Origin of the sequence: Rhodococcus sp. NPDC058521, from assembly GCF_042719695.1 — a bacterium.
In the GTDB taxonomy this organism is placed as follows: domain Bacteria; phylum Actinomycetota; class Actinomycetes; order Mycobacteriales; family Mycobacteriaceae; genus Rhodococcus_F.
The window spans coordinates 191,062-216,605 of the sequence record NZ_JBHXNL010000007.1 but is presented as its reverse complement, the minus strand read 5'-3'; the positions used below and the strand labels follow the sequence as shown (position 1 = coordinate 216,605).

Annotated in this window: 30 protein-coding genes; 10 read left to right on the top strand and 20 right to left on the bottom strand. The window is 63.9% G+C overall.

Annotation, left to right across the window (positions count from 1 at the left end; genetic code table 11):
- The first annotated feature begins 8 nt into the window (after positions 1-8).
- The gene (locus ACFWO3_RS13985; protein ID WP_378578315.1) at positions 9-1,190 is read left to right on the top strand and encodes a zinc-dependent alcohol dehydrogenase; all 1,182 of its coding nucleotides are present in this window, start codon (positions 9-11) and stop codon (positions 1,188-1,190) included.
- The gene (locus tag ACFWO3_RS13980) at positions 1,187-1,726 is read left to right on the top strand and encodes a DUF2231 domain-containing protein (protein WP_378578313.1); all 540 of its coding nucleotides are present in this window, start codon (positions 1,187-1,189) and stop codon (positions 1,724-1,726) included. Before ACFWO3_RS13985 ends, ACFWO3_RS13980 begins: the two co-directional genes overlap by 4 nt.
- 10 nt (positions 1,727-1,736) lie before the next feature.
- Here ACFWO3_RS13980 and ACFWO3_RS13975 read toward each other — a convergent pair whose 3' ends face one another.
- The gene (locus tag ACFWO3_RS13975) at positions 1,737-2,645 is read right to left on the bottom strand and encodes a glycosyltransferase family 2 protein (RefSeq protein ID WP_378578309.1); all 909 of its coding nucleotides are present in this window, start codon (positions 2,643-2,645) and stop codon (positions 1,737-1,739) included.
- Positions 2,646-2,651: 6 nt separating this feature from the next.
- Positions 2,652-3,524 carry a glycosyltransferase family 2 protein gene (locus ACFWO3_RS13970; protein WP_378578307.1) on the bottom strand — a complete coding sequence of 291 codons (873 nt, stop codon included), beginning with the start codon at positions 3,522-3,524 and terminating at the stop codon, positions 2,652-2,654.
- A gap of 106 nt (positions 3,525-3,630) precedes the next feature.
- Between ACFWO3_RS13970 and ACFWO3_RS13965 the strand changes: the two genes are divergently transcribed.
- Positions 3,631-4,581: a polysaccharide pyruvyl transferase family protein gene (locus tag ACFWO3_RS13965; protein WP_378578305.1), complete on the top strand. Its 951-nt coding sequence runs from the start codon at positions 3,631-3,633 to the stop codon at positions 4,579-4,581.
- Between the two features lie 7 nt (positions 4,582-4,588).
- On the opposite strand, the gene ACFWO3_RS13960 is transcribed toward ACFWO3_RS13965, so the two are convergent.
- The 4 genes from ACFWO3_RS13960 to ACFWO3_RS13945 all read right to left on the bottom strand — a co-directional run bounded on the left by ACFWO3_RS13960 (position 4,589) and on the right by ACFWO3_RS13945 (position 7,464).
- On the bottom strand, positions 4,589-5,011 hold the full coding sequence (locus ACFWO3_RS13960; protein WP_378578302.1) for a ChaB family protein: 423 nt from the start codon (positions 5,009-5,011) through the stop codon (positions 4,589-4,591).
- A gap of 64 nt (positions 5,012-5,075) precedes the next feature.
- Complete coding sequence (locus tag ACFWO3_RS13955) at positions 5,076-6,107, bottom strand: iron-containing redox enzyme family protein (RefSeq protein WP_378578300.1); 1,032 nt, start codon at positions 6,105-6,107, stop codon at positions 5,076-5,078.
- Between the two features lie 6 nt (positions 6,108-6,113).
- Positions 6,114-6,842, bottom strand: coding sequence for a hypothetical protein (locus ACFWO3_RS13950; RefSeq protein ID WP_378578298.1), 729 nt, complete (start codon positions 6,840-6,842; stop codon positions 6,114-6,116).
- 7 nt (positions 6,843-6,849) lie between these two features.
- Positions 6,850-7,464 carry a flavodoxin family protein gene (locus ACFWO3_RS13945; protein WP_378578296.1) on the bottom strand — a complete coding sequence of 205 codons (615 nt, stop codon included), beginning with the start codon at positions 7,462-7,464 and terminating at the stop codon, positions 6,850-6,852.
- A gap of 118 nt (positions 7,465-7,582) precedes the next feature.
- Between ACFWO3_RS13945 and ACFWO3_RS13940 the strand changes: the two genes are divergently transcribed.
- Positions 7,583-7,825 carry a DUF6480 family protein gene (locus tag ACFWO3_RS13940; protein ID WP_378578294.1) on the top strand — a complete coding sequence of 81 codons (243 nt, stop codon included), beginning with the start codon at positions 7,583-7,585 and terminating at the stop codon, positions 7,823-7,825.
- 38 nt (positions 7,826-7,863) lie between these two features.
- Here ACFWO3_RS13940 and ACFWO3_RS13935 read toward each other — a convergent pair whose 3' ends face one another.
- From ACFWO3_RS13935 to ACFWO3_RS13925, 3 genes are all read right to left on the bottom strand, one after another.
- Positions 7,864-8,181 carry a hypothetical protein gene (locus ACFWO3_RS13935; protein ID WP_378578292.1) on the bottom strand — a complete coding sequence of 106 codons (318 nt, stop codon included), beginning with the start codon at positions 8,179-8,181 and terminating at the stop codon, positions 7,864-7,866.
- On the bottom strand, positions 8,182-8,310 hold the full coding sequence (locus ACFWO3_RS13930) for a hypothetical protein (protein WP_378578290.1): 129 nt from the start codon (positions 8,308-8,310) through the stop codon (positions 8,182-8,184).
- Positions 8,311-8,503: 193 nt separating this feature from the next.
- Entirely contained in the window at positions 8,504-8,767 is a 264-nt protein-coding gene (locus ACFWO3_RS13925; RefSeq protein ID WP_378578288.1) for a hypothetical protein, read from the bottom strand.
- A gap of 1,050 nt (positions 8,768-9,817) precedes the next feature.
- On the opposite strand from ACFWO3_RS13925, the gene ACFWO3_RS13920 reads away from it, so the two are divergent.
- From ACFWO3_RS13920 to ACFWO3_RS13895, 6 genes are all read left to right on the top strand, one after another.
- Positions 9,818-10,540, top strand: a complete 723-nt coding sequence (locus ACFWO3_RS13920; protein ID WP_378578287.1) for a GAF and ANTAR domain-containing protein — start codon at positions 9,818-9,820, stop codon at positions 10,538-10,540.
- Between the two features lie 108 nt (positions 10,541-10,648).
- Positions 10,649-11,368: a GAF domain-containing protein gene (locus ACFWO3_RS13915; RefSeq protein ID WP_378578285.1), complete on the top strand. Its 720-nt coding sequence runs from the start codon at positions 10,649-10,651 to the stop codon at positions 11,366-11,368.
- A 2-nt stretch (positions 11,369-11,370) separates the two neighbouring features.
- The gene (locus ACFWO3_RS13910) at positions 11,371-11,697 is read left to right on the top strand and encodes a hypothetical protein (protein ID WP_378578283.1); all 327 of its coding nucleotides are present in this window, start codon (positions 11,371-11,373) and stop codon (positions 11,695-11,697) included.
- A 66-nt stretch (positions 11,698-11,763) separates the two neighbouring features.
- Positions 11,764-12,438: an alpha/beta hydrolase gene (locus ACFWO3_RS13905; RefSeq protein WP_378578281.1), complete on the top strand. Its 675-nt coding sequence runs from the start codon at positions 11,764-11,766 to the stop codon at positions 12,436-12,438.
- A complete protein-coding gene (locus ACFWO3_RS13900) occupies positions 12,372-12,680 on the top strand; it encodes an alpha/beta hydrolase (protein ID WP_378578280.1) in 309 nt (102 codons plus the stop codon). The genes ACFWO3_RS13905 and ACFWO3_RS13900 overlap by 67 nt, the downstream gene beginning before the upstream one ends.
- Positions 12,677-13,021, top strand: coding sequence for an ectoine synthase (locus ACFWO3_RS13895; RefSeq protein WP_378578278.1), 345 nt, complete (start codon positions 12,677-12,679; stop codon positions 13,019-13,021). The genes ACFWO3_RS13900 and ACFWO3_RS13895 overlap by 4 nt, the downstream gene beginning before the upstream one ends.
- A gap of 294 nt (positions 13,022-13,315) precedes the next feature.
- Here ACFWO3_RS13895 and ACFWO3_RS13890 read toward each other — a convergent pair whose 3' ends face one another.
- The 11 genes from ACFWO3_RS13890 to ACFWO3_RS13840 all read right to left on the bottom strand — a co-directional run bounded on the left by ACFWO3_RS13890 (position 13,316) and on the right by ACFWO3_RS13840 (position 25,503).
- Positions 13,316-13,750, bottom strand: a complete 435-nt coding sequence (locus tag ACFWO3_RS13890; protein WP_378578275.1) for an STAS domain-containing protein — start codon at positions 13,748-13,750, stop codon at positions 13,316-13,318.
- A 303-nt stretch (positions 13,751-14,053) separates the two neighbouring features.
- The gene (locus tag ACFWO3_RS13885; protein WP_378578273.1) at positions 14,054-15,349 is read right to left on the bottom strand and encodes a UDP-glucose dehydrogenase family protein; all 1,296 of its coding nucleotides are present in this window, start codon (positions 15,347-15,349) and stop codon (positions 14,054-14,056) included.
- A complete protein-coding gene (locus ACFWO3_RS13880; protein WP_378578271.1) occupies positions 15,342-16,328 on the bottom strand; it encodes a glycosyltransferase family 9 protein in 987 nt (328 codons plus the stop codon). The genes ACFWO3_RS13885 and ACFWO3_RS13880 overlap by 8 nt, the downstream gene beginning before the upstream one ends.
- Entirely contained in the window at positions 16,319-17,020 is a 702-nt protein-coding gene (locus ACFWO3_RS13875) for an SDR family oxidoreductase (protein ID WP_378578269.1), read from the bottom strand. The genes ACFWO3_RS13880 and ACFWO3_RS13875 overlap by 10 nt, the downstream gene beginning before the upstream one ends.
- Positions 17,017-18,441, bottom strand: a complete 1,425-nt coding sequence (locus tag ACFWO3_RS13870; protein WP_378578267.1) for a PfkB family carbohydrate kinase — start codon at positions 18,439-18,441, stop codon at positions 17,017-17,019. Before ACFWO3_RS13870 ends, ACFWO3_RS13875 begins: the two co-directional genes overlap by 4 nt.
- Positions 18,438-19,034, bottom strand: coding sequence for an SIS domain-containing protein (locus ACFWO3_RS13865; RefSeq protein ID WP_378578265.1), 597 nt, complete (start codon positions 19,032-19,034; stop codon positions 18,438-18,440). The genes ACFWO3_RS13870 and ACFWO3_RS13865 overlap by 4 nt, the downstream gene beginning before the upstream one ends.
- Positions 19,027-20,076 carry a glycosyltransferase family 9 protein gene (locus tag ACFWO3_RS13860; protein ID WP_378578263.1) on the bottom strand — a complete coding sequence of 350 codons (1,050 nt, stop codon included), beginning with the start codon at positions 20,074-20,076 and terminating at the stop codon, positions 19,027-19,029. Before ACFWO3_RS13860 ends, ACFWO3_RS13865 begins: the two co-directional genes overlap by 8 nt.
- A complete protein-coding gene (locus tag ACFWO3_RS13855; protein ID WP_378578261.1) occupies positions 20,073-21,575 on the bottom strand; it encodes an HAD-IIIA family hydrolase in 1,503 nt (500 codons plus the stop codon). The genes ACFWO3_RS13860 and ACFWO3_RS13855 overlap by 4 nt, the downstream gene beginning before the upstream one ends.
- Positions 21,576-21,589: 14 nt before the next feature.
- On the bottom strand, positions 21,590-23,236 hold the full coding sequence (locus ACFWO3_RS13850) for a carbamoyltransferase (protein WP_378578259.1): 1,647 nt from the start codon (positions 23,234-23,236) through the stop codon (positions 21,590-21,592).
- 96 nt (positions 23,237-23,332) lie between these two features.
- Entirely contained in the window at positions 23,333-24,283 is a 951-nt protein-coding gene (locus ACFWO3_RS13845) for a UDP-glucuronic acid decarboxylase family protein (protein ID WP_378578257.1), read from the bottom strand.
- Between the two features lie 5 nt (positions 24,284-24,288).
- Entirely contained in the window at positions 24,289-25,503 is a 1,215-nt protein-coding gene (locus tag ACFWO3_RS13840; RefSeq protein ID WP_378578367.1) for a glycosyltransferase, read from the bottom strand.
- Between the last annotated feature and the right edge of the window lie 41 nt (positions 25,504-25,544).

The following is a 25,544-nucleotide window of genomic DNA, read 5'->3' as shown; positions in this document are numbered from 1 at the left end:
GCTTCGACATGAAAGCTGTTACGTGGCAGGGTAAAAGGGATGTTCGTGTGGACAACGTCCCCGACCCGCGGATCGAGAAGCCGACAGACGCCGTCATTCGTGTCACCACGACGAACATTTGTGGGTCGGATCTGCATCTGTACGAGGTGCTGGGTGCCTTCATGCGGCCGGGGGACATACTCGGGCACGAGGCAATGGGAGAAGTTGTCGAACTGGGTGCCGAAGTCACCAATCTGTCGATCGGTGACCGAGTGGTGATTCCATTCCAGATTTCGTGCGGTTCGTGCGTGATGTGCGACATCGGGTTGCAGACGCAGTGCGAAACCACTCAGGTGCGTGAGATGGGCACTGGTGCTGCATTGTTCGGGTATTCGGAGTTGTACGGGAGTGTCCCAGGGGGTCAGGCCGAGTATCTTCGCGTGCCCCACGCCGATTACACGCACATCAAGGTGCCGAACGGCCCTCCGGATTCACGTTTCGTGTACCTCTCCGATGTGCTGCCCACGGCGTGGCAGGCAGTGGAGTACGCGGACATTCCGCCCGGCGGATCTGTGACCGTGTTGGGGCTCGGGCCGATCGGCGACATGGCGGCGAGGATCGCGCACCATCGTGGAGCTCGGGTGATCGGCGTGGACTTGGTTCCTGAGCGGTTGAATCGGACCGCGGCGCGCGATGTCGACGTGCTCGATCTCGCGACATTTGGCGATGGGATCGGAGATGCGGTGCGAGACAGGACAGATGGCCGCGGAACCGACTCGGTGATCGACGCAGTGGGCATGGAAGCGCATGGTGCGCCGATCGCACACGCTGCGCAGACGCTCACTTCGTACCTCCCGTCCACCGTGGGCAAATCCGTGCTGTCCAAGGCAGGGCTCGACAGGCTGTCTGCGCTGCACAGTGCGATCGATGTCGTCCGGCGTGGTGGCACGATCTCCCTGTCCGGCGTCTACGGCGGCGCCGCCGACCCTCTGCCGATGTTGACCATGTTCGACAAACAGATTCGCCTCCACATGGGCCAGGCGAACGTCAAGCGCTGGGTTCCCGAGATCCTGCCGTTGCTGACGGACGAGGATCCGTTGGGCGTCGGTGGGTTCGCCACGCACCACCTGACGCTCGACGACGCACCCCACGCGTACGACATCTTTCAGAAGAAACTGGACGGCGCAATCAAGATCGGACTGACGCCATGACGAAGAGAGTTCGGAAACTGTTGTCCTACAGCGAGAAGGCCACTGCCGTCGACGGCGTCGGAATCGTTCTTCGAGATGGCATCCGTAAGGTGCTGGGCCGATCAGCCGCGGATCGGGCCCTTCGTGGCGAGTGGCTCGGGCATCCCCTGCACCCTGCACTCGTATCGCTGCCGATCGGGGCTTGGACCGCTGCCACCCTGTTCGACAACTTCACCGACGACGCCGTGGCCTCCCGACGCCTGCTCGGCATCGGGTTGGTGTCCCTCGGTGGCGTGTTGACCACCGGTTGGGCTGATTGGTCGGTCGGTGACGAACGGCAACGCCGCGTCGGGTTGATACACGCGGCCGGAAATGCCACCGCTGCGACGTTGATCTTTGCCTCGTACGTACGTCGACGCGGTGGTGGAGAGCCCGATTCGGTCACGAAGGCGTTGAGTGCAGGCGCGCTGCCTCTCGTCGGTGCTGCCGGCGCTCTCGGCGGACATCTCGCCTACGCGCTGGGATCGGGCACCGCGCACGGTGTCCCCAGCCGGTGACGGGCGTACGTCAACCGACGTAACGACGGGCAGCGGAGCGCGATTGCGGCTCTTCCAACAGGACGAGTCCCGCCTCGACTGTGGGCGGTACGACTTTTCGATGTCGTAGTACCCACGCCACGCCGGTCAGTGTCTCGATCACGGCCGAGGCCGTCGAGCCGTCGCACGGTGCACTCCTCAGCACCGCCACGCTGCGGCGTGTTGCGCTGCGAATCGGGCGGCGTAACCACAGTGTCCACAGGGTGTTTCGAATTCCGAGCTGGCGACGCCGGGTGGAATCACGCATCCGCGAGGGATGATGATGGATCACCATCTCCTCGGACCACACCATCCACCAGCCTGCGGCTGCGAGGTCGAGGGCGAGCAACTCCTCCTCGCCACCGAGCCACATCCGCTCGCAGAATCCACCCACGTCGCGGAAGGCGCTCACACGGAGCATCGAGAGCCCCGCCATGATTCCGAGAAGAGCGGGCCCGGGAAGCCAAGGCGGCCCCGGAACAGGCGAGTAGCGCATCTCGGGGGTGATCGGATCCTCGTCGAGTCGGGGCGCGACAAGGCACCTACCTGTCACCGAGCCAAGACCCTCGTACTGATCGAGCAGATCGCTTCCGGTCGTGAGTGCTCCAGGCTGCCAACGGGTGTCGTCGTCGCAGAACGCGACGTAGGGGGTCTGCACCAGTGCGACCGCCCGGTTGCGCGCCACTGCACCGAGGTTGTCCTGGAACGTCAGGAGGCGGACGGACGGGAACTCGCGCCGCACCATCCGCGCCGTTCCGTCACTGCTCGCGTTGTCGGCCACGATGATCGGCGGAGCTTCCTCGAGGGCGCACATGTGCTCGAGCGTGCGACGAAGCTCGTCGATTCGATCGTGGGTTATGACGACGACCGTGACGGAGCGCAACGGGCCGCGGGAGGTCATCGGAGCTCATCCTTCCTGCTCGAGTCGACGCACGTTCTCCTCGACGCTCTCCGGCATGGTTCGCCGCTTCCGTAGGGCGCCCGGAACCCGCGTGACGGTGTCCCACAACGTGTGTGGATCGGCGTGGCCTTGCAACACCTTCGAGGTGAGGTCCACGCCGGAACGAGCGCACACGCCGATCGGCCTTCGCATCAACGCTGTGAGGGTTCGGTTGCGCAATTCGCGTCCGGCGCGAGCGTCGCTGTCCGGCCGGTGCGGAAACGGATGGTGATGTGCGATCACGGACTCGGCGTAGCACAGTTGCCAACCAGCGGAGGCGAGATCCATGGCCAACAGTGTTTCCTCGCCGACGAATTCGAGTACTTTCGAGAAGCCGCCCACCGCCTCGAACGCATCGCGGCGGACCACCGCTGCACAGGCCAGGAAGCCCATGATGGAGGGACCGGGCAGGTCGGGGGAGTAGCCCAATGGGCTGTGTGCCAGTGCCGCGTTGACGGGGTCCGGCAGGTTCTCGGGTCCGACCAGAGTGCGGCCGGCCAGTAGACCGACATTCTCGTTCTCGTCCAGAATCTGTTCTGCTTGCGCCAACGCGTCGGCCTCCCACCAGGAATCGTCATCGCTGAACGCGATGTATGGTGTGATCGCCAACTTGACGCCCTCGTTTCGGGCTACCGCGCCTTCGTTCCGGTCGAGCGCGACGTACTTGATCGAGGTGCCGCCGCGCCGAGCGGCGTCGAAGGCGATGTCTGCGGTTGCGTCTGTCGAGGCGTTGTCCACCACCACAATCGGCGGTGTGGGGTCGAGTTCACACAGGTGCTGCAGTGTCGTCTCGAGACTGCGTGCTCGGTTGCGTGTCGCGATGATGACCGTCGTGTTCACAAGGACCCCTCTGGTGCGAAGTTCACTACCGGCTACCCTGGTTTCGTAGCCTGAAACTGTCACCTGTGTCGTTCGAGGCACTGGTGGGTACTCGAGCAACATGCGGATGTCGAGTACACGCACGAATACTCTGGTGGTCGGTTGGCCGAGTTTCCGGCACGGTGAAGCCACTGCCGGCGACGTCATGTCCATGCGGGTCGTCGAAGGCGAACTACGACGACAAGGTATGGCCTACTCGGTTGCATGGAGTGAGGTGATGATCGGATCGGAGACGTTGTCCGTGGCCGACACAACGTACGGCGATGTCGAACCGAACAGATTCAGCCATCTGGTGTTCGTCTGTGGACCGCTGTCCGGAGAACCGATAGTTGCCATGCATGCCAGGTTCGCTCACTGCGTTCGAATAGCAGTCGGCGTGAGTATTGTGGACCGAAAGAGTCCCGCAGCGAACGGCTTCCATGCTGTTGCGCCGAGAGATGGCGGTGAGGGCGCTCCGACGCGGGATCTGTCGTCGGTCGCGCCCAGCTCGAGCCTTTCGGTCGTCGGGGTGTTACTCACCGACGGTCAGCGTGAGTACGGGAACAAGCGCCGACACCCGGAGGTGCGGCGTACTATCCTGGACTGCCTCGACGGCGATGGGAGCGGGTTCGGAAAGCGCGTCGCAGTCCTGCCTCTCGATACCCGCCTCGATCCATACGACTGGAAGTCGAGTACGTCATCGGAACAGTTCGAAGCCATTCTCCGGCGAATGGATGCCGTGCTCACCATGCGATTGCACGGAATGGTCTTGGCGCTCAGGAACGGCGTACCTGCCGTCGCAGTCGACCCGATTGCAGGTGGTGCCAAAGTCAGCGCGCAGGCCGCCGCCTGGAATTGGCCTGGTGTGCTGTCGCCCGAATCGCTTTCCGCCGGGGCGCTCAGGGAGATGGTGCAGTGGGCACTGTCGAAGGAAGCCCGAGAGTGCGCAGCCGCAGCCGCCGCTGTTGCCGCGGGAAGTGAGCAACACCTCGATTCCCTTGCCCGCATGCTTCGGGAGGGAATCGAGGATGTCGGTTGAAGACCCGTCAGTGACGACTGCGCGCCGACGAACGCCTGTTGCTCTTCTCGATCGCCTCGACCAGCCCGGCTTTGGACATTGTCGAGCGTCCAGAGATGTCGAGTCGTTTGGCGATGTCGTACAGATGCTTCTTCGAAGAGTTCGCGTCGACACCCTCTGCGGTCGCGCCTTTGGCATCGGGACCACCACTCCTGGCCCGAGCGTCCGACGGGCCACGAGACTTCTTCTCCTCCCAGTGATCTCCGACCTTTTCGAAGCTGTGCTTGAGCGCGGAGTAGGCGACACGGTGTGCCCGCTCACCCTCGCCATATTCTGCAGCGGCAGAATCGTGTGTTTTCGCGAATGTGCGTTGCGCTTTCACGGACGAGCGCTTCAGAGTCTCGGGCAATTCGTTGTTCTTGGCCTTCCCGGACTTCGTGGTCTTGGGCATCGGTTACCTCCTGACGGCCAACGCATGCGACTACAGCGCCTTCGAGTACCCCGAGGGTCGGCTTTCAATCACCGAAGTCCTGCGAACGACTGTGCCCGGGGTCAGCGATGAGCGAACTGGCCCCCGTGCGCCACCTGTTGCCGAGGTGATCGCTCAACCGGCCCTCGAGCCACTCGGTGGCCTCGATGCCGAAGACGACATCCGCCTCGAGTTCGGGTTCACGGCGGAGAAGATCACCGACGACGTCGTGTCTCACCACCTGCTCGTGAACAGCGTCGGCCTCGATGTGCTCCGCATAGAAGTGGATGCACGCATCTGGGGCACCGAGACGCTCCAGTGCCGCGACCATGCGCGCGGACCCGGGGGAGGAGGTCGTCTCCACATCTGCGAAATGACCGACCAGTGCGCCACGCAGACTGCGATGCAGGCCGCACATCGACATGAAGTTGACGACTGCGAGCGTCTCCGCGGGGACCACATCGATGTACCCGAGATAGGTGCCGTCGAGGTCTGCGGCCGTCAGCAGATTCTCGAACAGACGCGAGTGCATATGATCGCCTCGGCCACCACCGAACTCGTCGAACTCCACCGCGACCATCGCCGCCTTCGCCTGTCCCTGTAGCCGAGGCACCACCCAGATGTGTGGTTCGGCCTCCTTCAAGTGGTAGATCGAGCGATGTGCGAACAGTTCCCGCATCTGGCCCCAGGTCGCCTCGTCGCGAAGAAATGATCCGAAGGGGCTCTCCGCTTCGGGTACCGTGAGTTGGGAGAGGGCAACGTCGGCGTCGGTGCCACCGGCCACGTTTGCCCGGAGGTCGTCGAGGAAGTGCTGCTCCAACCGATTTCGTAGTGCGATGAGATCGGGCGCCCACTCCCACTCCGCATCGACGCCCGCGAACCCGCGATAATGCAGTTCGTAACAGGCGTACAGGGCCAGATGGAGATCGTTCGACTCACCGGCGCGGTGCCCGAGGTGGCGCAAGTCGTCGACGTCCGTGCCATCGCCCCCGAGCACAGCGAACAGACGTTCGGTTATGGGACCGCGCGCAGTGGGAAGGACGGGGCTCACAGAGTTCCGAGCAATCGATGTGGTCATCTCCACCTAACCTCTGCCGGATCGATGTCCTTGGTCCGCATGTGTTTTCAGCCTACCTGTGGCGGGCACGCCACGAATGGATGCCGCACACGCACAGTTCGACGTCGCCCGATCATGCAGAAGCACGATCGCGCTCTCGGTTGCGACCGCCGCGTAGGGAAGAGCTTCGACCGCAAGTTCGGTGGTGATCGCCACCGAACCGAGTTCGACGAGAACATCGGCCTCGGTCGCCACCCAGTTGGGCAGGTCGCCGACGAACACCACTTCGTTTCGAAGGTTTCCGACCTCGAGCGTGTCCACGGCTCCGGATCGTAATGCCCGGCACACATCGGCCAGCCCCTCCAACCGGCGCGCCGACCGGGAGTGGTGATCCGTGATCGGGCCGAGGTCTTCCGTGAGCTCGGATTCGATGAGCGGGAACAGATGCGGCAAACGCGAGTGCCGTGCAACGACCGTCTCCGGCACCCAGCTCAGAATGTGGTCCAGCCAGGTCTGCTGGTCGTTCGTGATCACTGCTCGTCCGACGTGGGTCGAAGGTGGCGTTTCATCGAGGACCGTCGCCGCCGCATGCTCGATGTGCACGGGTGGAATGTGGAGTTCGACGAGCCCGTGCGCCACGTCCCACCAGTGGGCTTCACGTTCGACCGCCGATACGGAGCGTCCAGGATCGGAGAAGTAGATCGAGGAGAACGGGCCGTCGACGGCCACAAGCCGATGGAGCTGCTCGATGTTCACAGGACTCCTACGAACTCGTGGCCGGGTACCCCGACTCGCGCAACAACCGGGCGAGATGAACCGCGTTGTGCGCAGACGTCTTGTTCGTGCCGTCCACGGCGGACGGAGTCTCGTCGAGGTCCTTGTAGTCGTCGCCGCTCATCGCCTCGCCGTTCCAGTAGGTCGCGCCATGCGCCGGGATGCTGAACCCGCAGTCGTTCAAGCCCTGGAACGTGTCGGCGATGATCGCGTGTGCGCCGTCCTCGTTACCGACGACGGCGACGACGGCTACCTTTCCGAAAAGCACGGGGACGCCGTTGTCGTCCGTTTGTGACGATTCGGCGTTCAACCGTTCCAGAGCCCGCTGTGCGATGCTCGAAGGGTGGCCAAGCCAGGTCGGCGTGCCGAAGACAAGGATGTCGGCTTCCCTGACCTTGCTCGCGATACTCGGCCAAGCGTCGCCGTTGCCCATGTCTTTCTCCACGCCGGGCTTGATGTCGAAATCGGCCAGTCGGACGGTATCGGTCGTTGCTCCGGCCCGTTCGAGTTCACCGAGAACCTGACCGATGAGCAGATCGGTACTCGATTCTGCCGGTGACGGTTTGAGTGAACAATTGAATGCCAGTACGCGTAGATCAGTCATGGGCCAGTGATACCCAGATCGAGTCAGAACATGCAGTCGGTGTGACCTCGTGAAGGTGCGTGTCGAATTTCGAATTCGGGGTAAGTGAAACCGGAACGTCGATTGGAGGAGAGTGCCGATGACTGACGCGAACGCGAACCCCGGCCCTGATCCGGAAGAGACTCCGAATCTCGAGGCCGGAGGTGGGGTCCGGCCCGGAGACACACCGCCCGACGCAGGTCAGACTTCGGGACATTCGGCCCCCGAGCCGCGAACCAGCTGGTCTTTCCCGCCCACCGGTGTAGGCGCGATCATCGCCACCGTGGTGCTCGTGCTGCTTTTCGCTGCCGCAGCCGTGTGGGTCGTGCTCGACGTGCTGTGAGCACAGGAAGAGACGCACGTCTCGCATGCCCTCGAAGGTCAGTGACCTTCCATGTCAGGACGACCCTGCCGAATATTCAGCTTGCGCACCCGCCGATATTCGAACAGTACGTAGACTACGCCGCCGATCATCATTATTACGAAAGCGATGCCGGCGATAGTCGCCCAGCCTTCGAAACCTCCGCCCAGAGCAACCAGAAAGAGCCCCAGAAGGACGAACGACAGACCGATGGCGATGAAGCCGGGGTATCCACGTGCATCGGTCAAGGCCTCGCCAGCGTGTTCGCGTTGGGTCCTCGACGGATCGCCGTCGTACTGATCGGGCGCTCCGGCTGGTCCTACATGTTCCTTCGACACCTACTCCTCCTCGGTTCGGCGATGCGGGTACGCATCCGGGTACCCGAAGTGGATGGGAAGCAATCGGTAGCGAAAGGGGTGGACCGTGCAGATCGGCATCGTCGCCGATCCGGGGTTCTGCTCGAGCATCGGCACCATCTGAAATTGGGATAGCTGACGGCATCCCTCGGCATGGCCGGGGGAGCTGGTCGGGCCTTCCGTCGCAGACAATGCAGATCCGTCCTGCTACGCAGAAATGGAACGCCGTCACGAGGCAGGGAAAGGCGGCACGGTAGAGATCTTCCCTGTGTGGATTCTTGCGCCGCCGCCTTCCCGCCGCCGATCAGATCATCACGGCAGCGAGAGACACGCTCCCCAACGTCAACAGCATTATGAGCCCACCGAGCATCAGCGAACCGGTGACCGCTACCGCAGCAATGCTCAATCCTGTTGTGCTGAGAACGATTCCGATCGCTGAAAGCCACAGTCCTGAAGGGACAAATCCGCCTTGGACAGGAATGAACGGCCGTTTTGCGTAGTCGTGCCTGCGCGTGGCGCCGACGGGGGCGGAGCGATTCGACTGAGCCGGGAAGGGATGGTGCGTCACGGTGAACACCTCACTTTGGTGCGGTACGACCCAGACGCTCACGATTAGAGTCCACACCTCGAATAGTGCGAGGAGAGCGTCATGCGGTCGGATGAGTATCCGTGCGGCAGACTGCTCAACCACGACTTCACGCTATCACATCCCGAGTTTCGTGTGTACGGGCGCCGCACGACAGCCCCTGTTGGGTCATGAGGATCTTCGGAGGACCGGAGTTTCTGCGCTTTTCGAAGTAGGTTGAGCGGGCAGTCGTATCAAGGTGTTCTCGTAGTCGGCGCCACTCGACGATCGTAGGATTTACCCAGTTGATTCGCATGCCCGATTCTCCTGGCACTGCGGAGGTCTCTGCTGGTTGAAGACAGCTGGCAACGACACGGCGTTGGTGCGATGCTCCTGTCGGCCGTGTGCGATCTCGCCCGGGCGTGGCTCTGAAGGAGATATTTCGGCTTGACGTTGCCCCAGGAGTCAGACTTCATACGGACTGCCGGGCCTCTCGAACTGCACTGCATTCGTCGCTACGAATCCGGGTTCGTCAGGGTCGGCATCAGTCTTTGACCGTTGACTTCGCGACCAAGCGCATCGGTTTCGGTAGGGAAGTCCCATTGCGCTTGGCCGAACGGGACATCGACACGGGTCCCCGGGCAAATCTGCGTGTGGAGAAGTCCGACGACAGCGACCCGAGCGATTGTATTCGGGACGGTACCGCCCCAGGCGCAGCGTCCGCGAAGGCTTCCAGGCAGGCTTGGGAGCGGAGTACATTGCAGTGAAAGCGTCGGTGACCAGAGCCATCAGACTCGCGTGCCACACCAGCGAACCGCAGGGCAAGCCCTCCACGCCGCGAGTTGCCGAGACCCCTTCTGCCGACTGTCTGCGCATCTCGAAAACGGTGGACCGGGCGGGCACGGGGGCCGGCCCGAACGAGGCAGGGAGAGCGTGATGCGCGGCAAACTGGTTCTACTCGCGCCCACACGGAAGTCGTTGCAGACTGGATGGTGGGCAAACGTTGAGCGCACTGTGACGCCAGCCCACGCCGCATAAGGAGATGGTGACCAGATGTCCACGAAAGACACCCCGTACCCCCGTGCTGACAAGGGGCGAGACGTCGCGGCTGCTCTGACTGCCGTCGCGCGGTCGCTCGAGGCCGAACCGGACGTCGAACGAACGGTCACCGGTATCGTCCACGCTGTCGCCGACACCATCCCAGCCGTCGACCACGCGGCGGTCTCGATGTGTGCGGCCAGCAAGCTTCGCAGCGTCGCTGCCACCAGCGAACTTGCAGCACAGGTCAATGCTATCGAACACAAACTGGGGGACGGGCCGTGCGTGGACGCGGTCAGGTTCGACCGGATCTACCGGATCGACCTCATGGAGCAGGAAACTCGTTGGCCACGGTTTGCCGCCGCCGCGCACGATCTGGGCATCGAGTCGATGCTCGGCTACCGGTTGTTCACCAGCGAACGCACTCTGGGATCGCTCGACCTATATGCGTTCGAGCCGAACGCATTCAATGCCGACGCGGAACTGACCGGTGAACTGTTCGCCGCACACGCCGCCATCGCACTCATAGGGTCGACCCAAGAAGCCGACTTGAGGTATGCGATCCGTACTCGGGACGCAATCGGCATGGCGAAGGGAATCTTGATGGGCCGCGAGAATGTCACCGCAGACAAGGCCTTCGCGATGCTTGTCGGTGCTTCTCAGCATGCCAATATGAAACTTCATGATGTTGCTGCGTGGTTGACCGCCGAACACGATCGAACCGCTCACGGCAGTTGAGGTAAAGGGCGCTCTTGTCCGATAAGCTGAAAGTACCCACGCTGTGATGTTTGGAAGATTGCGGCATCGTCAGTGTGCGATGGCTGGCCGAGTATGGAGGGAGTCGTGGTGTCGACGCCGAAAGACGTCTCGGACGAACTGGCTACCGTGTATGCCCGGATGTCGGGGTTATTGCTGTCCGAGGAGACGGTTGCCACTGCACTCGAGTTGATCACATCCTTGGCCAAGGACACGGTTCACGGAACCGTGGGCTCGGGGGTGACCTTGACCGATACTCAGGGAAATCGAGTCACCTCGGCGGCCACCGACCCGATCGTCGAACAGCTGGACACTCTGCAGTATGACGTCGGGGACGGGCCGTGTCTGGCGGCGTGGGCCGGGCAGGCGGTCGTCCGTTCGAACGATCTGGATACCGAGCATCGGTGGCCTCAGTGGACCGAGCCAGCGCGATCAACGGGCGCCCGCTCCGTGCTCAGCGCGCCGCTGATTGCCGATACCAGGACCTTGGGCGCGATCAAGGTGTATTCCGATCAGCCCGGCGCCTATGACGAGATCAGTGAGGCGCTGCTGCGGCGGTTTGCCGACCAAGCCGCCATTCTGATCGCCAATGTTCATACGTTGCGCGACGCCGAACAGCTCAGTGATCGGCTCAAGGAAGCGTTGCGAACCCGCGATTTGATTGCGACGGCACGTGGAATTGTCATGCTCCGTGACGGTCTCGAACCGGAGCAGGCCCAGCGGCAGCTACTCACTCGAGCGCGCAGCACTCGCACAACACTCCGAGATACAGCTGACGATCTGGTGCGGTCCGTACTGGATCGGCGGTAACGATGACAATACGGGCACACGGAGACGACAACACCGACGATCATCACCGTCTGATACTGGATGCGTTCGCAGCCGCGGAGCTGTCCACGGAGGAACTGTGGCTGCGGTACTTCGGGCTGGGCGGTGACGCAGGCAAACTCGAGATCGAGGCTTTCCTCAGTGGCCTGATGCCCCTGCATCGCATACAGCAGGACATGATCGCGCACGCCATCAACGAACGCCTCGACGAACTCGAACCGCCGCGCGCTCCCTATCACCAGGATGGCGAGGAGCGCGACGCTCAGTGTTTCCGTGGAGACGAAGAACACCCGCGGTCCTCTGAGCCCTGAAGACGCACCGAGTTGGGAGTGCCCGTCGGCCGTTTGAGAACTCGCGGAATTGGGCACCGCGCTCGTATGGTTTCGTTTCGTGCGTGGGCTGTGACGGCTTCGTTACGCGCGCGGCGCAGCAAGAAGTTCTATACCGACCCACACAAAATGCGTGAGCGCCTCTCGCACCATCAGAACCCACGGCGAACGGTCCCGCCCCGGTTCGTGCGACGAGCGGTCAGCGTGGAGTGTGCAATCATCGACCGCTTTGCGTGCTATTTGCTGGCGCCGAAAGAGGAAGCGCGTCGCAGTCCGGTGCGCATTCTGCACATTCACGGCGGTGGTTTCGTCGAGCAGCCGGAGCGACACCACTGGCGATTCGTCACCAGAATCGTCCAGACCACCAACGCGACGGTGGTGTTTTCGATGTATCCGATGGCCCCCGAGTACCACCACCAGGCAATCCAGGAGATGGTCCGTCGCACGTACGACCGGTTCGTCGGGCCGAGTGCAGACGAAGACCGCATCGTGTTCGGTGACTCCGCAGGTGGGGGCCTCGCGCTGTGGTTGACTGCGCAGCTGCGGGCGGAGAAAGGCCCGATGCCGGCCGCCCTTGCCCTTTCTTGCCGTGGCTCAACCTCGCGACCGACGACCCACTCTCGGTGGAACTCGACCGGTACGACCCGGAATTGGGTATGGCGGGGCTACAGCTGGCAGGCCGCTGGTATGCGAACGACAAGTCGCCGGTCGATCCGGACATGAGCACGCTTTTCACGGATTTGACGGGCTTCCCACCCATTGCGATTTTCACCGGTACGAGCGACATTCTGTTGGCGGATGCACGACGTTTTCGTGAACGCGCCAGATTGGCCGGAGTGCACGTCGACTACAACGAGTTCCGTGCCATGTTTCACAACTGGATCATGCACCGAATGCCCGAAGGTAGTGCAGCGCGAACTGAATTGGACCGATTTCTGAGAACACGTCCGGAGGTGGACGCATGATCGTGCGCACAACAGCCGGAATTACCGGCACGGACAGGCAAGTGGATTCCGATCACTGGACCTCGAAGCGAATCATTCTCGGGGACGACAAAGTTGGGTTCTCATACCACGAGACCAAGGTCGCAGCAGACACCGAAACGCCTTTGCACTATCCCGACTACATCGAAGCGGTGTGGCTGATCGAGGGTCGCGGAGAACTGGTCGATCGGGACAACGAGACGACGTATCCGCTGGCACCGGGAGGCATGTACCTCCTGGACGGCCACGAGCGCCATACGATCATCGCCTACACGCAGCTCAGGATGTATTGCGTTTTCGCTCCTGCGGTACCCGCGCCGTAGGCGTCAGCCGACGCGCTCACGGCTGAACGATCGACTCGTCGGCGGTGGGCCCCGCTTGATCGGGCGTGCGCTGCCGGGCTGCGGCACCCGCGCAGCCCGGGCAGACACACGTCTCTCGACTTTCGTCACCGTGCCCCAATCGATTCACGATCCACCCATTGAGCCGTGCCACGGTCGCTGCTACGGCACGGTCTTCAGCGGGCGTCGTGAAGTCGTACTCGCAATGACTGCAATGAAATTCCCATGGACCTTTCACGGTGCAACAAAATCTCCATGTTCCGTGGTGACGGGAGTTCAGGCGGCCCGAACTCGCCGCGACGCTTCCTCGACGGACCTGCATACGGACATCTTCGTGTCGATCCCGGTTGCGGCCAAGAGGTGTCTCAGAGAACGGCTTGCAGCCAGAGTCCACGAAATGTCTTCGTAGCGAGCGGATGTCGCGAAATCGGATATTACCGACAAAGCGGATGTGCCTATGAATCCGACGTTCGTCATGTCGAGTACGAACGGCGTATCGGACTTGGCCAACTCGGCGAGCGCGAGGGCGAGGGAAGGGGAAGTCAGGATGTCGACGTCGCCGAGAACGCGTCCGACTGCGACCGGGCTGTATGTATCGATGACGATCTGAATGCCGGGATCGCAGGGTATCTCCGTGTCGCCCGTTGAATGGCGCCCATCTGACGCTTCGGTCGATTCGTCGATCGAGTTGGCGGTACGTGACAGTTCCATGACTCTCCGATCACCTGCAGTAGCGAGTGCAATCTTCGATGCCGAAGCGCGAACCAATCCCAGCACTACTCATGGGTGTGCACGGGGGATTGCGGGCAAGCGCGCGAACGCGAGCCGGGTCTCCGGACCATCCGCGGGCTGTGTTCTCAACCACGCATGCTCAACGCTACGTCGTCTGCAGTGTTTACTCAACCGCTCGGGCGCTGTTACCAGCTCCTGGATGCGGATGCGGATGCGCAGCGAGTCGGGTCGAAGCGGGGTGAGTGTTCAAGACGGCAGCTCGGTTCAAGACGGCAGCTCGGTTCAAGACGGCACTGTTCCATTGGTAGCAACGTGGAATCCATTGGCCATCAGGGCCGAATGGTCGAGTATGTTGCGCATGTCCACCACCGCCCGCGTTCGGCTGAGATCGCCCATCACCGACCAGTCGAGTTCACGAAATTCGTCCCATTCGGTGAGTACGACCACGACCGCGGCGTCTTTCGCAACGAGGTACGGGTCGTCGACGACGTTCACGCCGTCGACCGCAACGGTGGCAGTAACGCCCGGATCGTAAGCGGTGAGGAGGGCACCGGCCTGCGCGAGTCCGGCCGCGATGGCGAGTGCGGGTGAATCCCTCGTGTCGCTGGTACCTGCCTTGAATGCGAGGCCGAGTAGCCCGATGCGTCGCCCACGAAGATCGCCGTTCGTGGTCGCACGAATCTTGTCGACCACTCGGCCCACCTGTGCGGCATTGACGTCCAAGGACGCACGAAGGAGCGATGCGGCAGTGGTCGACCGGGTGGACGACAGCAGCGCCTTGGTGTCCTTCGGAAGGCACGAGCCGCCCCAGCCGGGCCCGGGACGAAGGAAGGCGGGCCCGATACGCGGGTCGGCCGCCATGACGTCTTCCACACAACGAATATCGGCGCCCACGTCGTCGCAGATTTCGGCCATCGCGTTCACATAGGACGCTTTCACGCCCAGAAAAGCGTTGCTCGCGTACTTGGCGAGTTCTGCACTTGCCGTGTCCATCCGGAGAATCGGAGCGTGCAACGCCGTGTACAGGTCGGCCACTCGCTGCGCTGACGTGTCATCGGACGCACCGACGACGATTCTGTCCGGATGAAGAAAGTCGTGAACCGCATGGCTCTCCCGAAGGAACTCCGGGTTGCTTACCGCCGCGATGCCATAGTCGTTGAGGGAAGCGGCGATTCGTGAGGTGGTTCCCACGGGAACTGTCGACTTCACGGCGACGACGGCGCCGCGGGGGAGCAGTCCGCGTAGCAGGGCAACCGCTCCGTCGACCGCATTCAGGTCGACGTCGTCGTCCGCGCCGGTCGGCGTGGGGACGCACACAAACACGGTGTCGCAGGTGGCCAGCGCTGACGAATCGGTCGTCGCGGACAAACGTCCGTCCTCGAGCCCGGCATTCAGCAGTGGTCCGAGTTCGGGTTCGCGAAGAGGGCACACGCCGCGACGTATGGTCGCGATTCGCTCGGAGTCGATGTCGACGAGCGTGACCCGATGACCGAGGTGATGCATTCCGGTTGCCGTGGTCAGCCCCACGTAGCCGGCGCCGATGACGCCGACGTGCTGCACGGAAGATGTATCAAACATGCGCACCCCCCAAGGTGAGGTCACGCCGCGCGGAGGCGGGAAGACGCGCGATGGCGTCACGGACATCGTCGACGCTGATCTCCTCCAACCCGGGGTCGAGCACCGTGGAATGTGGGTCGCCCTCCCGGCCCGCCCACAGCGTGATGTGATGCGGGCGATCCGGCGGACCCCAGTGCGCAGGACTCGTCGGGCCGAACAGCACGACCGAGGGAACGTCGTACGCGCTGGCGAGGTGTGCGATTCCGGTGTCCCCGCTGACGACCAGTGCAGCGGCCGCGACGAGGGCGGCAGTGTCCGAGAGAGAGGTGCCGGCGAGAGCTCTGTCCGGAGACAAACCGGCTTCGTGGGCAATGGATTCCGCGAGCTGTCGTTCGTCGGCGTTGCCGGTGACGACGACGTACGCACCTTCGGCGGCGAGTGCCCGTGCCACCGACGCGTAACGTTCTGCCGGCCAACGTCGTGCCGCCGCCGCAGCACCGGGATGGATCACCACAGCTCTCGGTCTCTCTCCGTCTGTGGGCACTCGGATTCCGACGTCGTCTGGAGCCGAGCCGATTCCGTACCACTCGAGAAGAGCACACCAGCGATGGCGCTCGTGCTGATCACTCACCCAGGCCGGACCCGGAAGACCGGGGAAGTCCGGATGCCGATGTGTGAAAACCTGTTCGGGATTCTGCCGAGTGAGGTCGGTGATACTGTCCGGGCCGCATCCGTGCAGGTTCACCGCGACCGCGATGCGGCCACCGCGACAGTCCAATGTGCCGAGCGACGGCGTATCGATCAGGTTGTCGATCTCGTCGACGAGCTTCACCAAGGGGGTGAGAGCGACGGGCCCTGCGAGGATCAGCTGGTGATCGGGAAACTGCGCACGCAATCCCCGGATGGCGGGGATTGCGGTCAGGAAGTCGCCGATGCCCAGCGCGCGCAACACCAACACGGTAGGTGCGGCCGACCCCGTCGTCGGCACAGTCAGGGCCATGATCCCTCGGTCGAGGAGCACACGACCAGTTCACGAACCTCGCAGCCCGGCGGCTGGGTGAGTGCGAACAGGACGGTTTCGGCGACATCGGCAGGGTCGTTGAGTTTTGCATCGGGGGGCGGCTTGTACTGCTCGTCCCGGTCGTCGAAGAACGATGTGGTCATCCCCCCTGGAACCAGCATCGTGACTCCCAGCTCACCCGCAGTCTCGGCGGCCAGCGCGCGACTGAATCCGACGATCCCGAACTTGGAGGCGCAGTAGGCTGTCGCGTCGCTCACCGCTTTGATGCCGAGCGTGGAGGCGCAGGTCACGACTCGCCCATGAGTCTTCTTCAAGTGCGGCAAGGCGGCGCGTACGACGGCGGCTGTGCCGAGAAGGTTGACGTGAACTACCCGTTCCCAGTCCTTCGCCGGCACGGTGTCGAGCCGACCACAGCTGTCGATTCCGGCTGCGGTGAACACGCCATCCAGCCGCCCGCCAGCGATCTCGACGAGTTCGTCGACTGCGCGTTCGGCCGCCGACGAGTCGGCGAGATCTGCAATCACATGCTCGACATCGGAGTCCGGCGCAACTCGGTCGATCACGAGGGGACGACCGCCGGCACGACGTACCGCGTCGACCGTCGCCGCTCCCAGCCCGCGAGCGCCTCCGGTGACGATGACGGTTCCCACCGGGTGTGTACTCGTGGTCATGATGTCTCCTTTCGACGAATACGGCCGCCGGTGCGGACGGATCGAGATGCGCGGGCAGAGGCAAGCATTCGAGTGGTCGAGTACCCGTCGACGATGGGAACGAACGCCAGTTCACCGCCGTGTCGGCGGACTACCTCTGCTTCCGGGATCGGAGCGTCCGCATAATCCTCGCCTTTCACCCACACGTCGGGACGCAGGCGTTCGAGGACCTGAGCAGGCGAGGGTTCGTCGAACACCACCACGGCATCCACGGAGCCGAGTTCGCGCAACACTCGCGCTCGGTCCTCGGCGGGGACGAGCGGCCGGTCCGGGCCCTTCATCCGCCGTACCGAGTCGTCCGAGTTCACACACACGATCAACGCGTCCCCCAAGGTCCGCGCCTGTTGTAGAAGGCTGACGTGGCCACGGTGCAATAGGTCGAAACAGCCGCCGGTGGCGATCAGGCGGCCGCCGCTGCGGCGTACTCGCTCCGCGAAGCAGTACGGATCGTCGGGCGAGTCGTCTGCAAGGATCGAGCTCGACGCCGTGGCCGCGCACACGGAAACCGCAGAGGCGCCGCCGAGCCCGACGAATCTTGCAGCGGACTCCACCGCCGCGGACACCGCATCCCTGACCGTGGCATCGTCGAGCAGGGCGGCGACGGCCGCACTCGCGAATCGGTCGCCGGCCCCGCACGTGTCCGGCCTGCTCCCGGCGACGAGCCGGGCTGCTTCGGGGACTGCGATCGAAACGGGTTCGCCAGTCGCCGAACCGATCACGGCACCGGATGCCCCCACGGTGACCGCGACAGAATCGCTGTGCCAACGATGCACGAGAGCACTGGCCCGCTCGCTCGGCCCGACACAATGCGGTTCCGCCCGTGTCGCCTCGGCATCGTTCGGCGTGATCAAGTGAACGCCGGCCACCGGTTTCGGTCCGCGGGGATGGGGATCCCACACGACCGGGACTTCGGATGCACGACGAGCGACCAGGTCTCGGATGTGCGGGTGCGCGGCAACGCCGCGTCCGTAATCGGAGACGAGAATGGCGTCGGCGCTCGCCAGCGCCCGGCGAACGTCTCTGGGCAGTGCCCGCATCGACGCGGTACCTCCGCCGGAGTCGAGACGTAGCAGTGACTGCCCGCCGGCTCGCACCCGACTCTTGCAGACGGTTGTGCCTTCCAAGGCCATCGGCACCACGTGGACGCTACGAAGAAGATCGGTGAGTCGTCCGGCGTCTGCGTCGGTGCCGAGTGCGGTGATCAGCGTTACCGAGTCGACGGTTCGTGCCGCAAGCAAGGCCGCGAGACCCGCGCCGCCCGGACGTTCCCCGCGACGCTCCACGTCCACGACGGGTACCGGCGCTTCTGGACAGAGCCGCTCGACGCTGCCTTCGATGTCGACGTCCAACAGGCAATCGCCGACGATCACGAGCCCGCTCACGTCGGCACCCCCAGTTCGGCGTCGAGCGCCTCACACATCGCGTGAATGAGAACGAGATGCATCTCCTGAACCGTTGCTACGGTCGGTGCCTCGACGGCCACGGCGTCGTGGCACAGCGACGCAAGTGGGTTGGGCGCCGGGCCGGTGAGCGCCCACGTGTCCACGCCGATGTCGTGGGCTGCTTTGGCGGCAGCCACAACGTTGGTGCTGGCGCCGCTGGTGGACAGCGCCACCAGAACGTCGCCGCGACGACCGTGAGCGCGTACCTGTCGGGCGAACAGCTCGTCACCGCCGTAGTCGTTGGCGATGGCTGTCAGGGCAGATGTCTCGGCATGCAGGGCGATCGCCGACAACGGCTGTCGTTCGCTTCGAAACCGGCCGACGAGTTCGCCGGTGAGATGCTGCGCTTCGGCGGCACTACCACCGTTTCCGCATGCCAGCAACCGCCCCTCGGCTCGGTAGACGTCGGCCAATCGGCGTCCCCAACGACTGACGGTCGAGGCGCAACCGATGTTCAGCGACAGAGCGGACTGTAGTTCGCCGAAGTGTGCGACTGCTCCGTGTGTGCTTCGATGTTCGCGAACTTCATTCATCACGCATCTCCTCGCGTTCGTCTCGAATGCTCGGCCTCGAGCTGAGGTGGGCGACTGCCGACACGACGTCGTCGGTGGCGATGTCGTCGAGGCACGGATGCCCCGGGACGGGACACGTTCGGGCGCGGGTACCTGCACACGGGGAGTCCTGTGCACCGAGAACGACACACGGAACGCCGTGCGGTGCCCAGCGGGATACAGGCACGACCGGTGCGAACAGAGACACGACCGGGGTGCCGACGGCCGCGGCGAGGTGAGCAGGGCCGGTATTGGGCACGACCGCTACCTCGGCACCATCCAGAACGGAGGCGAGCTCGGCAAGCCCAGTACGTCCGCCGAGATCGATTCCACCACCGATGGCGGTGGCACGAGTCAGTTCGGCTTCCTCGGGCGCGCCGGTGACCAGCACCCGGTGCCCAGCCGACACCAAGGCAGCAACGACGGCGCGACTGCGTGCCGGAGACAATTGCCGGGCCGGTACTGCGGCGCCGGGGTGTACGACGACGTAAGGGGACTCGCCCGTGATCGAACGGACGTCGGGCAACGGCCGCTTCACGGCCAGCGCGCTGTCCACGATCGAAAGTTCGCCGTACCCGGCTGCTGCCGCCAACGACAGGCCCCGCACTGCTTCGGGTGGGTCGCCGTCGACATGGTGCCGGAGATCGAGAAGTGCACCCGGATAGTCCACGCTGATGGCGCCGATCCATGGGACGGCCGCCATTCTGAGGATCAGGGCCAGCGGCAGTGGAGATTGGTGGAAAGACGTCAGGACCAAAGCGCGATCGGCATCGAGGGCTTCCACCTGCTTGACCAACTGGTGTACGGCGTCGGCAGTCAACGGGGGGTGGTCGAAGTCGACCCAAGGCGCCTGCCACTCGATCACTTCGTCCACGCCGGGAAGCAGATCTGCGGCAGTTCGGCCACGAGGGCCGACGAGCATCGTGACCCGGTTGCTGTCGCCGGCCACTGCGCGGACCGCGGGTCCGGCCAACAAGACGTCGCCGACACTGTCGAGCCGGGCTACGAGCGTGTGACCGATCATGGGCGCACTCCCAGAACCGAACCGACAGCAGCGACCAACGTCGGCGATACGGACGCCGCGAGGCGTGCGGATGCCACCTCGCTCGGCAAAGTGCGTCGGGTCGGCACCAGTACGGCGCGTGCGCCGGCGGCGAGCGCGGCTTGCACGTCCGAGCCGGTGTCTCCGATCACGACGCACCGACGCACATCGACTGCCAATTCGTCGGCAGCTCGACGCACCATGGCCGGCAGAGGTTTACGGCATTCGCATCCATCCACGTCGTCGTGCGTGCACACCTGCCACGTGTCGATCGGGCCAAACAGTTCCTCGACGCGGGCGTTCACTGCAGCGAGTGCTTCGGGTGCGATCAAGCCCTTGGCCACGCCCGATTGATTGCTGACGATTCCGATCGGCACGCCTTGCGCGCGTAGATTGCCCAACGTTTCGACGGCCCCTGGAACCGGACGTACCTGATCGGGATCGGCCAAGTAGGGGATGTCGACGATGATCGTGTCGTCACGATCGAACAACACGGCCGCGGGGCGGCTGCGATGAGAACCCCTCACCGACCACTCGCCCCGTATTCGCCACATGCAGGCTGCGGGTGGGATGAGTGCACTGGTCGCGACCATTCGGGCTATTTCACGTCGAGTCCGAGGGCCGGGCGCGATACGGCGGCACGCGAACTCTGCGGTCGTGAAGGCCCAGGCCAACGCTCCCACGGCAGCGACGTTTCGACGTCCGAGAACAGCTGCCGAAATGGTGGTGATCGCCGATGCTGTGGCAGCGCAGTGTCTGCCCATACGACCGGGGCCCTCGCCCACGGCACGCCGCCATCCACGGCCGAACTTGTGCCGCATTAGCGCGTTGTCGGCGTTTCCTGCCTGTGCGCGCACGCTCTCGAGAAAGGCGCCCGACGACGCGGGATGGGTGGTCACGCGGGTTCCCGAAACGATTCGGTGCCCGGTCCGCGTGACTCGCAATGCGAGATCTGCGTCTTCCCGGTACGCCCGCGGGAACCTTTCGTCGAACCCGCCCACCACATGGAGAGCCGAGCGCAGATAGGCCATGTCCGCGGTAATCCATCGTGCATTCTCGAGCGTGGCAGTTCGCCGCTCGTCGTCGTCGGGACGCCGACCGTTCGGCAACGGGACCACGATACGAGCCGAGGTGGCGCCGACAGGAACGTCGTCGGTGCTCCGACTTACTGCATTCTCGATGTCGGCTCGAAGATCGGCGAACCAGCTGTCTGCCACTACCACGTCGTCGTCGAGAAACGCTATCCAATGTCCTCGAGCAGCGCGCCACCCCACATTGCGTGCGGCCGCGGGGCCATGACCTCCGGACGAAAGCAGCCGGATCGGAAAGGGAGCCGAAGGCAGAGAAAGCGATCCGTCCGGCCCCTCACTGCGATCGTCGACGACGATCACTTCGGTCGGCGGCGGTCCTGTGGCGTTCGTCAGTACTCCGAGCAGGCGCTGCAAACTGGGCCTGCCGACCGTTGGGACGACCACGGACACGCTCTGATTGCTCCTCATCGATGCCCCGCAGGTGATCGTTGTCGACGCACCACGAAGGGGCCGATCGCCAAAACGTCGACGGGAGCGGAACCGAAACATTCCAACGCATCTCGGGGTGAGTCGACCATCGGGCGTCCCGCAGTGTTGAGGCTCGTGTTGACCACCACCGGCAGGCCGGTGAGTTTCTCGAAGCGTTCGAGCATTCGAGCGACCAACGGTTCGGCGGCCGTGTCCACCGTCTGAATCCGTGCGGTGCCGTCGACGTGGGTCACTGCGGGAATACGCTCGCGCCATTCTTCGTCCACATCGTGGACGAAGAGCATGTACGGACTCGGAATCGGACCACGCCGGAATACATTCGGTGCACGGTCGGCGAGCAACATCGGCGCCACAGGACGAAACTGTTCCCGACCCTTCACGTCGTTGAGTCGCTCGAGGTTCCCGCGGTGGCCCGGATGCGCGAGGAGCGAACGATGACCGAGTGCGCGTGGACCGAACTCGGAGCGGCCCTCGAACCACGCCACTATCGCGTTGTCGGCCAACGCTTCCGCAACCGTCTCGGCGACATCGTCGGGACGCTCGTACGGAACTCGTGCTGTATCGAGCGCCTCACGGATCTGCGCCTCGGCGAATCCGCGACCCAGATCTGCTCCCTGCCAATGCGTGGGTGGTTCGCCGGCCTCGGCAGCAAGGGACAGCGCGGCGCCCAAGGCAGTGCCCGAGTCGCCTGCGGCGGGCTGCACCCATACTTCATCGAATGGGCTGTCGTTGTGAATCCGGGTGTTGGCTACACAATTGAGGGCGATTCCACCCGCGAGAGCGAGACGCCGTGCGCCGGTTCGTTCGTGAAGCCACGAGCACAACTCGAGAAGAACTTCCTCGAGCCGGGTTTGCACAGAGCAGGCGAGATCGGCGTGCTCGTCGGTGAATTCGGAACCCGGCGAGCGGGGTTCGACCACATCACGCCACGAGATCGGAAGAGTTCGGAAGCCGCCGTCCTTCGTTGTGAAGACGCGTTCACGAAAAAACTCGAGGTGACGCGGCCGCCCGTACGACGCAAGTGCCATTACTTTGTATTCGTCGCTGGAGCGGGCAAAGCCGAGATGCTCCGTCAGATCTTCGTACAGGAGACCGAGTGAATGGGGGAGACGCTGTGTCGCGTGTACGTCGAGTTTGCGGTCGCGGTACTCACCGGAGAGCATCGAGGTGTTCTCACCACGCCCGTCCAAGGTGAGGACCGCGCAATCGCCGAATGGTGCGGCCAATCCGGCGGATGCTGCGTGTGCTGTGTGGTGGCGCACGAAGCGCACCCTTTCGGGATCCGAACCGGGCAGAGCTGTGGAGAGGAACTGCGGGAACCGGCGGGTGTATGTGGTGCGGAGTTCTTCCCAAGCAGGATCCATCCCGCCCAGATCATGTTCGACGAGATCCGGGTCGTAGGAATATCCGATGGCGTCGACGTCCTCGGGGCGTAGCCCCGCGTAGTCCAGGCACCACCGGGCTGCCTGTTCGGGGAGCTCCCAGGTGGAAAAGGGCACCGGGCGCTTCCCGTGCTTTCGGCGAGAGAAGCGTTCCTCCTCGGCCGCGGCCACGATGTGGCCGTCCACGACCAGCGCTGCCGCCGAATCGTGGAAGACGGCGTTGATGCCGAGGATTCGCATGGTGTCTCCTCTCGCTCGAGTGACAGTCCGTATTTCGCTTCGGCTCGCGCTCGATTACCCGGACCCGTGCACCGCAAACAGCTGTTCGTTTCCCACTCAGGCAGCGTGCGGGCGCTCGCGCACCCACTCGATCGTGCGTCTCAACCCGGTGTCCACGTCTACGACCGGGGACCAGTCGAGCAGTGACCGAGCACGGGTGATATCAGGACATCGTCGTTGTGGATCGTCCGCGGCAGGGGCCACCTCGATGATGTCGCACCGGCTGTCGGTGATGGTTCGGATGCGTTCAGCTACCGAGCGGACCGACAGTTCACCGGGGTTACCGATGTTGATCGGGCCCGTTTCGTCGGACTCGGCCAGGGCGCGCAATCCGGCGACCGTGTCGTCGACGTAACACAGTGACCGCGTTTGTTTCCCCGTGCCGGCGACCGTGATCGGTGATCCGCGCAATGCCTGGTCGATGAAGGTGGGAATCATGCGACCGTCGTCGTCTCGCATGCGTGGTCCGTACGTGTTGAAGATGCGGGCGATGGCGGTATCGCAGCTGTTCTGACGTTCGTATGCGCTGCACAGTGCCTCCCCATAACGTTTCGCTTCGTCGTAAACGCTTCTGGACCCTACCGGGTTGACGTTTCCCCAGTAGGTTTCTCGCTGCGGATGCTCCAATGGGTCGCCGTACACCTCGCTGGTGGATGCAAGGACGAAACGCGCGTTCGTGCGAGCAGCGAAGTCGAGTGCGTTGCGCGTCCCGTAGGCGCCGGCCGACATCGTCTCGATCGGCAGCGAAAGATAGTCGACGGGGGAAGCTGGGGACGCCAGATGGAACACGACGTCGATCGGTCCCAGATCCGGAATCGGTTCCGTCACATCGTGCGCCACAAAAGCGAATCCTCGATCCCGCTGTAGGTGAGCCACATTCGCGTGGTCGCCGGTGGACAAGTTGTCGAGGCAGTACACGACAGTGCCTGCACTCGAGAGCTGTTCGCACAGATGGGATCCGAGGAAACCTGCACCGCCGGTGACGAGCGCCCGTTCGAAACGAGGCATCTGGGTCACCTCGCAGCCGCAGTGTCGGACGTGCTGCCCGCCGCGGCGATGCGCTGGTACACGCGAAGGGTGTCAGCTGCTATCCGGTCCCACGAATAGCGTGAACAGGCGCGCTCACGTCCCGCTCGGCCCAGCGCCGCACGTGTCTTCTCGTCGGCGAGAAGCCTTCCCACAGCTGCGGAGAGGGCTGCCGAATCACGAGGGGGAACAAGACGACCGGAAGAGCCGTCCACAACGGTGTCGAGCATCCCTCCGACGGCCGCTGCGACGACCGGCACGCCGCATGCCATCGCCTCGACCGGAACGATCCCGAACGGCTCGTACCAAGGCGTGCACGTGACGACATCCGCCGACCGGAGTAGCGCGGGCATGTCTTCTCGTGATACCTGTCCGGGCATATCGACCCGATCTCGCACACCGAGTTCGTCGGCGAGGCGCAGAAGACGAACGGCTTCCGGGTCGTGATCGAGAGATCCATGTGCCGGCCCGCCGGCGATGACCAGCTCGGCGTCCGGTAGTTCGGTGAGCGCAGCGATCGCGGTGTCGAAACCCTTACGGGGCACGAGCCGACCTACCGTCACGATCCGTCTGCGCGAGGTCTTGGGTGCCACACGACCGACCGGCGCGAACCGGCCGAGATCGACGCCACACGGCGCGACCGACATGTTCGAGCGGCGCAGACCCATCCGAACGAGCTCGAACACCTCGTCCGAGCACGTGGCTATCACGCGGTCGAATGCGCGAGCCAGCTCGAGCTCGATGGTGATTCGGCCGGGCGGACTGGTGTCTGCTGCCCCCTGGAACCTGCGTTTGACCACGCCCAGAGCGTGGAAGGTCTGGGCAGTAGGTATGCCCAGCCCCGCTACTCCGACGCGCGTGGCATAGCCCGACATCCAGAAGTGAGCATGGGCGACCTCGGGAGGATCGGCGGACCAGACACATTGGAGCCAGTTCCCGAAATCGTTCATCCACGGCAGCAAGTCGTCCTTGGGGAGTCGGCAGGGAGGTCCTGCCGGAACGTGTCGCACGTGATAACCCGCGGGAACCAGGAGCTCGTCCGGCAATTGCGGGTCGTCGCGGCGGGTGTACACGGTCACTTCGTGTCCCAATCGGACCAGTCCGGCCGACAGTTCGGCAACGTGGACGTTCTGTCCACCGGCATCCGCACCGCCGAGGGCAGCGAGGGGACTGGCGTGTTCCGACACCAATGCGATCTTCATCATCCTCCGTCCCGGCTCGCGGCTCGTCCTTCGCGAACAAG

What these genes read in the sequence shown, in the direction of transcription:
- ACFWO3_RS13985 (WP_378578315.1), top strand. Translation starts at nt 9, where the DNA reads ATGAAAGCTGTTACGTGGCAGGGTAAAAGGGATGTTCGTGTGGACAAC.
- ACFWO3_RS13980 (WP_378578313.1), top strand. Translation starts at nt 1,187, where the DNA reads ATGACGAAGAGAGTTCGGAAACTGTTGTCCTACAGCGAGAAGGCCACT.
- ACFWO3_RS13975 (WP_378578309.1), bottom strand. Translation starts at nt 2,645, where the DNA reads ATGACCTCCCGCGGCCCGTTGCGCTCCGTCACGGTCGTCGTCATAACC.
- ACFWO3_RS13965 (WP_378578305.1), top strand. Translation starts at nt 3,631, where the DNA reads ATGTCGAGTACACGCACGAATACTCTGGTGGTCGGTTGGCCGAGTTTC.
- ACFWO3_RS13960 (WP_378578302.1), bottom strand. Translation starts at nt 5,011, where the DNA reads ATGCCCAAGACCACGAAGTCCGGGAAGGCCAAGAACAACGAATTGCCC.
- ACFWO3_RS13955 (WP_378578300.1), bottom strand. Translation starts at nt 6,107, where the DNA reads ATGACCACATCGATTGCTCGGAACTCTGTGAGCCCCGTCCTTCCCACT.
- ACFWO3_RS13945 (WP_378578296.1), bottom strand. Translation starts at nt 7,464, where the DNA reads ATGACTGATCTACGCGTACTGGCATTCAATTGTTCACTCAAACCGTCA.
- ACFWO3_RS13940 (WP_378578294.1), top strand. Translation starts at nt 7,583, where the DNA reads ATGACTGACGCGAACGCGAACCCCGGCCCTGATCCGGAAGAGACTCCG.
- ACFWO3_RS13930 (WP_378578290.1), bottom strand. Translation starts at nt 8,310, where the DNA reads ATGCTCGAGCAGAACCCCGGATCGGCGACGATGCCGATCTGCACGGTC.
- ACFWO3_RS13920 (WP_378578287.1), top strand. Translation starts at nt 9,818, where the DNA reads ATGTCCACGAAAGACACCCCGTACCCCCGTGCTGACAAGGGGCGAGAC.
- ACFWO3_RS13910 (WP_378578283.1), top strand. Translation starts at nt 11,371, where the DNA reads ATGACAATACGGGCACACGGAGACGACAACACCGACGATCATCACCGT.
- ACFWO3_RS13905 (WP_378578281.1), top strand. Translation starts at nt 11,764, where the DNA reads ATGGTTTCGTTTCGTGCGTGGGCTGTGACGGCTTCGTTACGCGCGCGG.
- ACFWO3_RS13900 (WP_378578280.1), top strand. Translation starts at nt 12,372, where the DNA reads ATGGCGGGGCTACAGCTGGCAGGCCGCTGGTATGCGAACGACAAGTCG.
- ACFWO3_RS13895 (WP_378578278.1), top strand. Translation starts at nt 12,677, where the DNA reads ATGATCGTGCGCACAACAGCCGGAATTACCGGCACGGACAGGCAAGTG.
- ACFWO3_RS13890 (WP_378578275.1), bottom strand. Translation starts at nt 13,750, where the DNA reads ATGGAACTGTCACGTACCGCCAACTCGATCGACGAATCGACCGAAGCG.
- ACFWO3_RS13885 (WP_378578273.1), bottom strand. Translation starts at nt 15,349, where the DNA reads ATGTTTGATACATCTTCCGTGCAGCACGTCGGCGTCATCGGCGCCGGC.
- ACFWO3_RS13880 (WP_378578271.1), bottom strand. Translation starts at nt 16,328, where the DNA reads ATGGCCCTGACTGTGCCGACGACGGGGTCGGCCGCACCTACCGTGTTG.
- ACFWO3_RS13875 (WP_378578269.1), bottom strand. Translation starts at nt 17,020, where the DNA reads ATGACCACGAGTACACACCCGGTGGGAACCGTCATCGTCACCGGAGGC.
- ACFWO3_RS13865 (WP_378578265.1), bottom strand. Translation starts at nt 19,034, where the DNA reads ATGAATGAAGTTCGCGAACATCGAAGCACACACGGAGCAGTCGCACAC.
- ACFWO3_RS13860 (WP_378578263.1), bottom strand. Translation starts at nt 20,076, where the DNA reads ATGATCGGTCACACGCTCGTAGCCCGGCTCGACAGTGTCGGCGACGTC.
- ACFWO3_RS13850 (WP_378578259.1), bottom strand. Translation starts at nt 23,236, where the DNA reads ATGCGAATCCTCGGCATCAACGCCGTCTTCCACGATTCGGCGGCAGCG.
- ACFWO3_RS13845 (WP_378578257.1), bottom strand. Translation starts at nt 24,283, where the DNA reads ATGCCTCGTTTCGAACGGGCGCTCGTCACCGGCGGTGCAGGTTTCCTC.
- ACFWO3_RS13840 (WP_378578367.1), bottom strand. Translation starts at nt 25,503, where the DNA reads ATGAAGATCGCATTGGTGTCGGAACACGCCAGTCCCCTCGCTGCCCTC.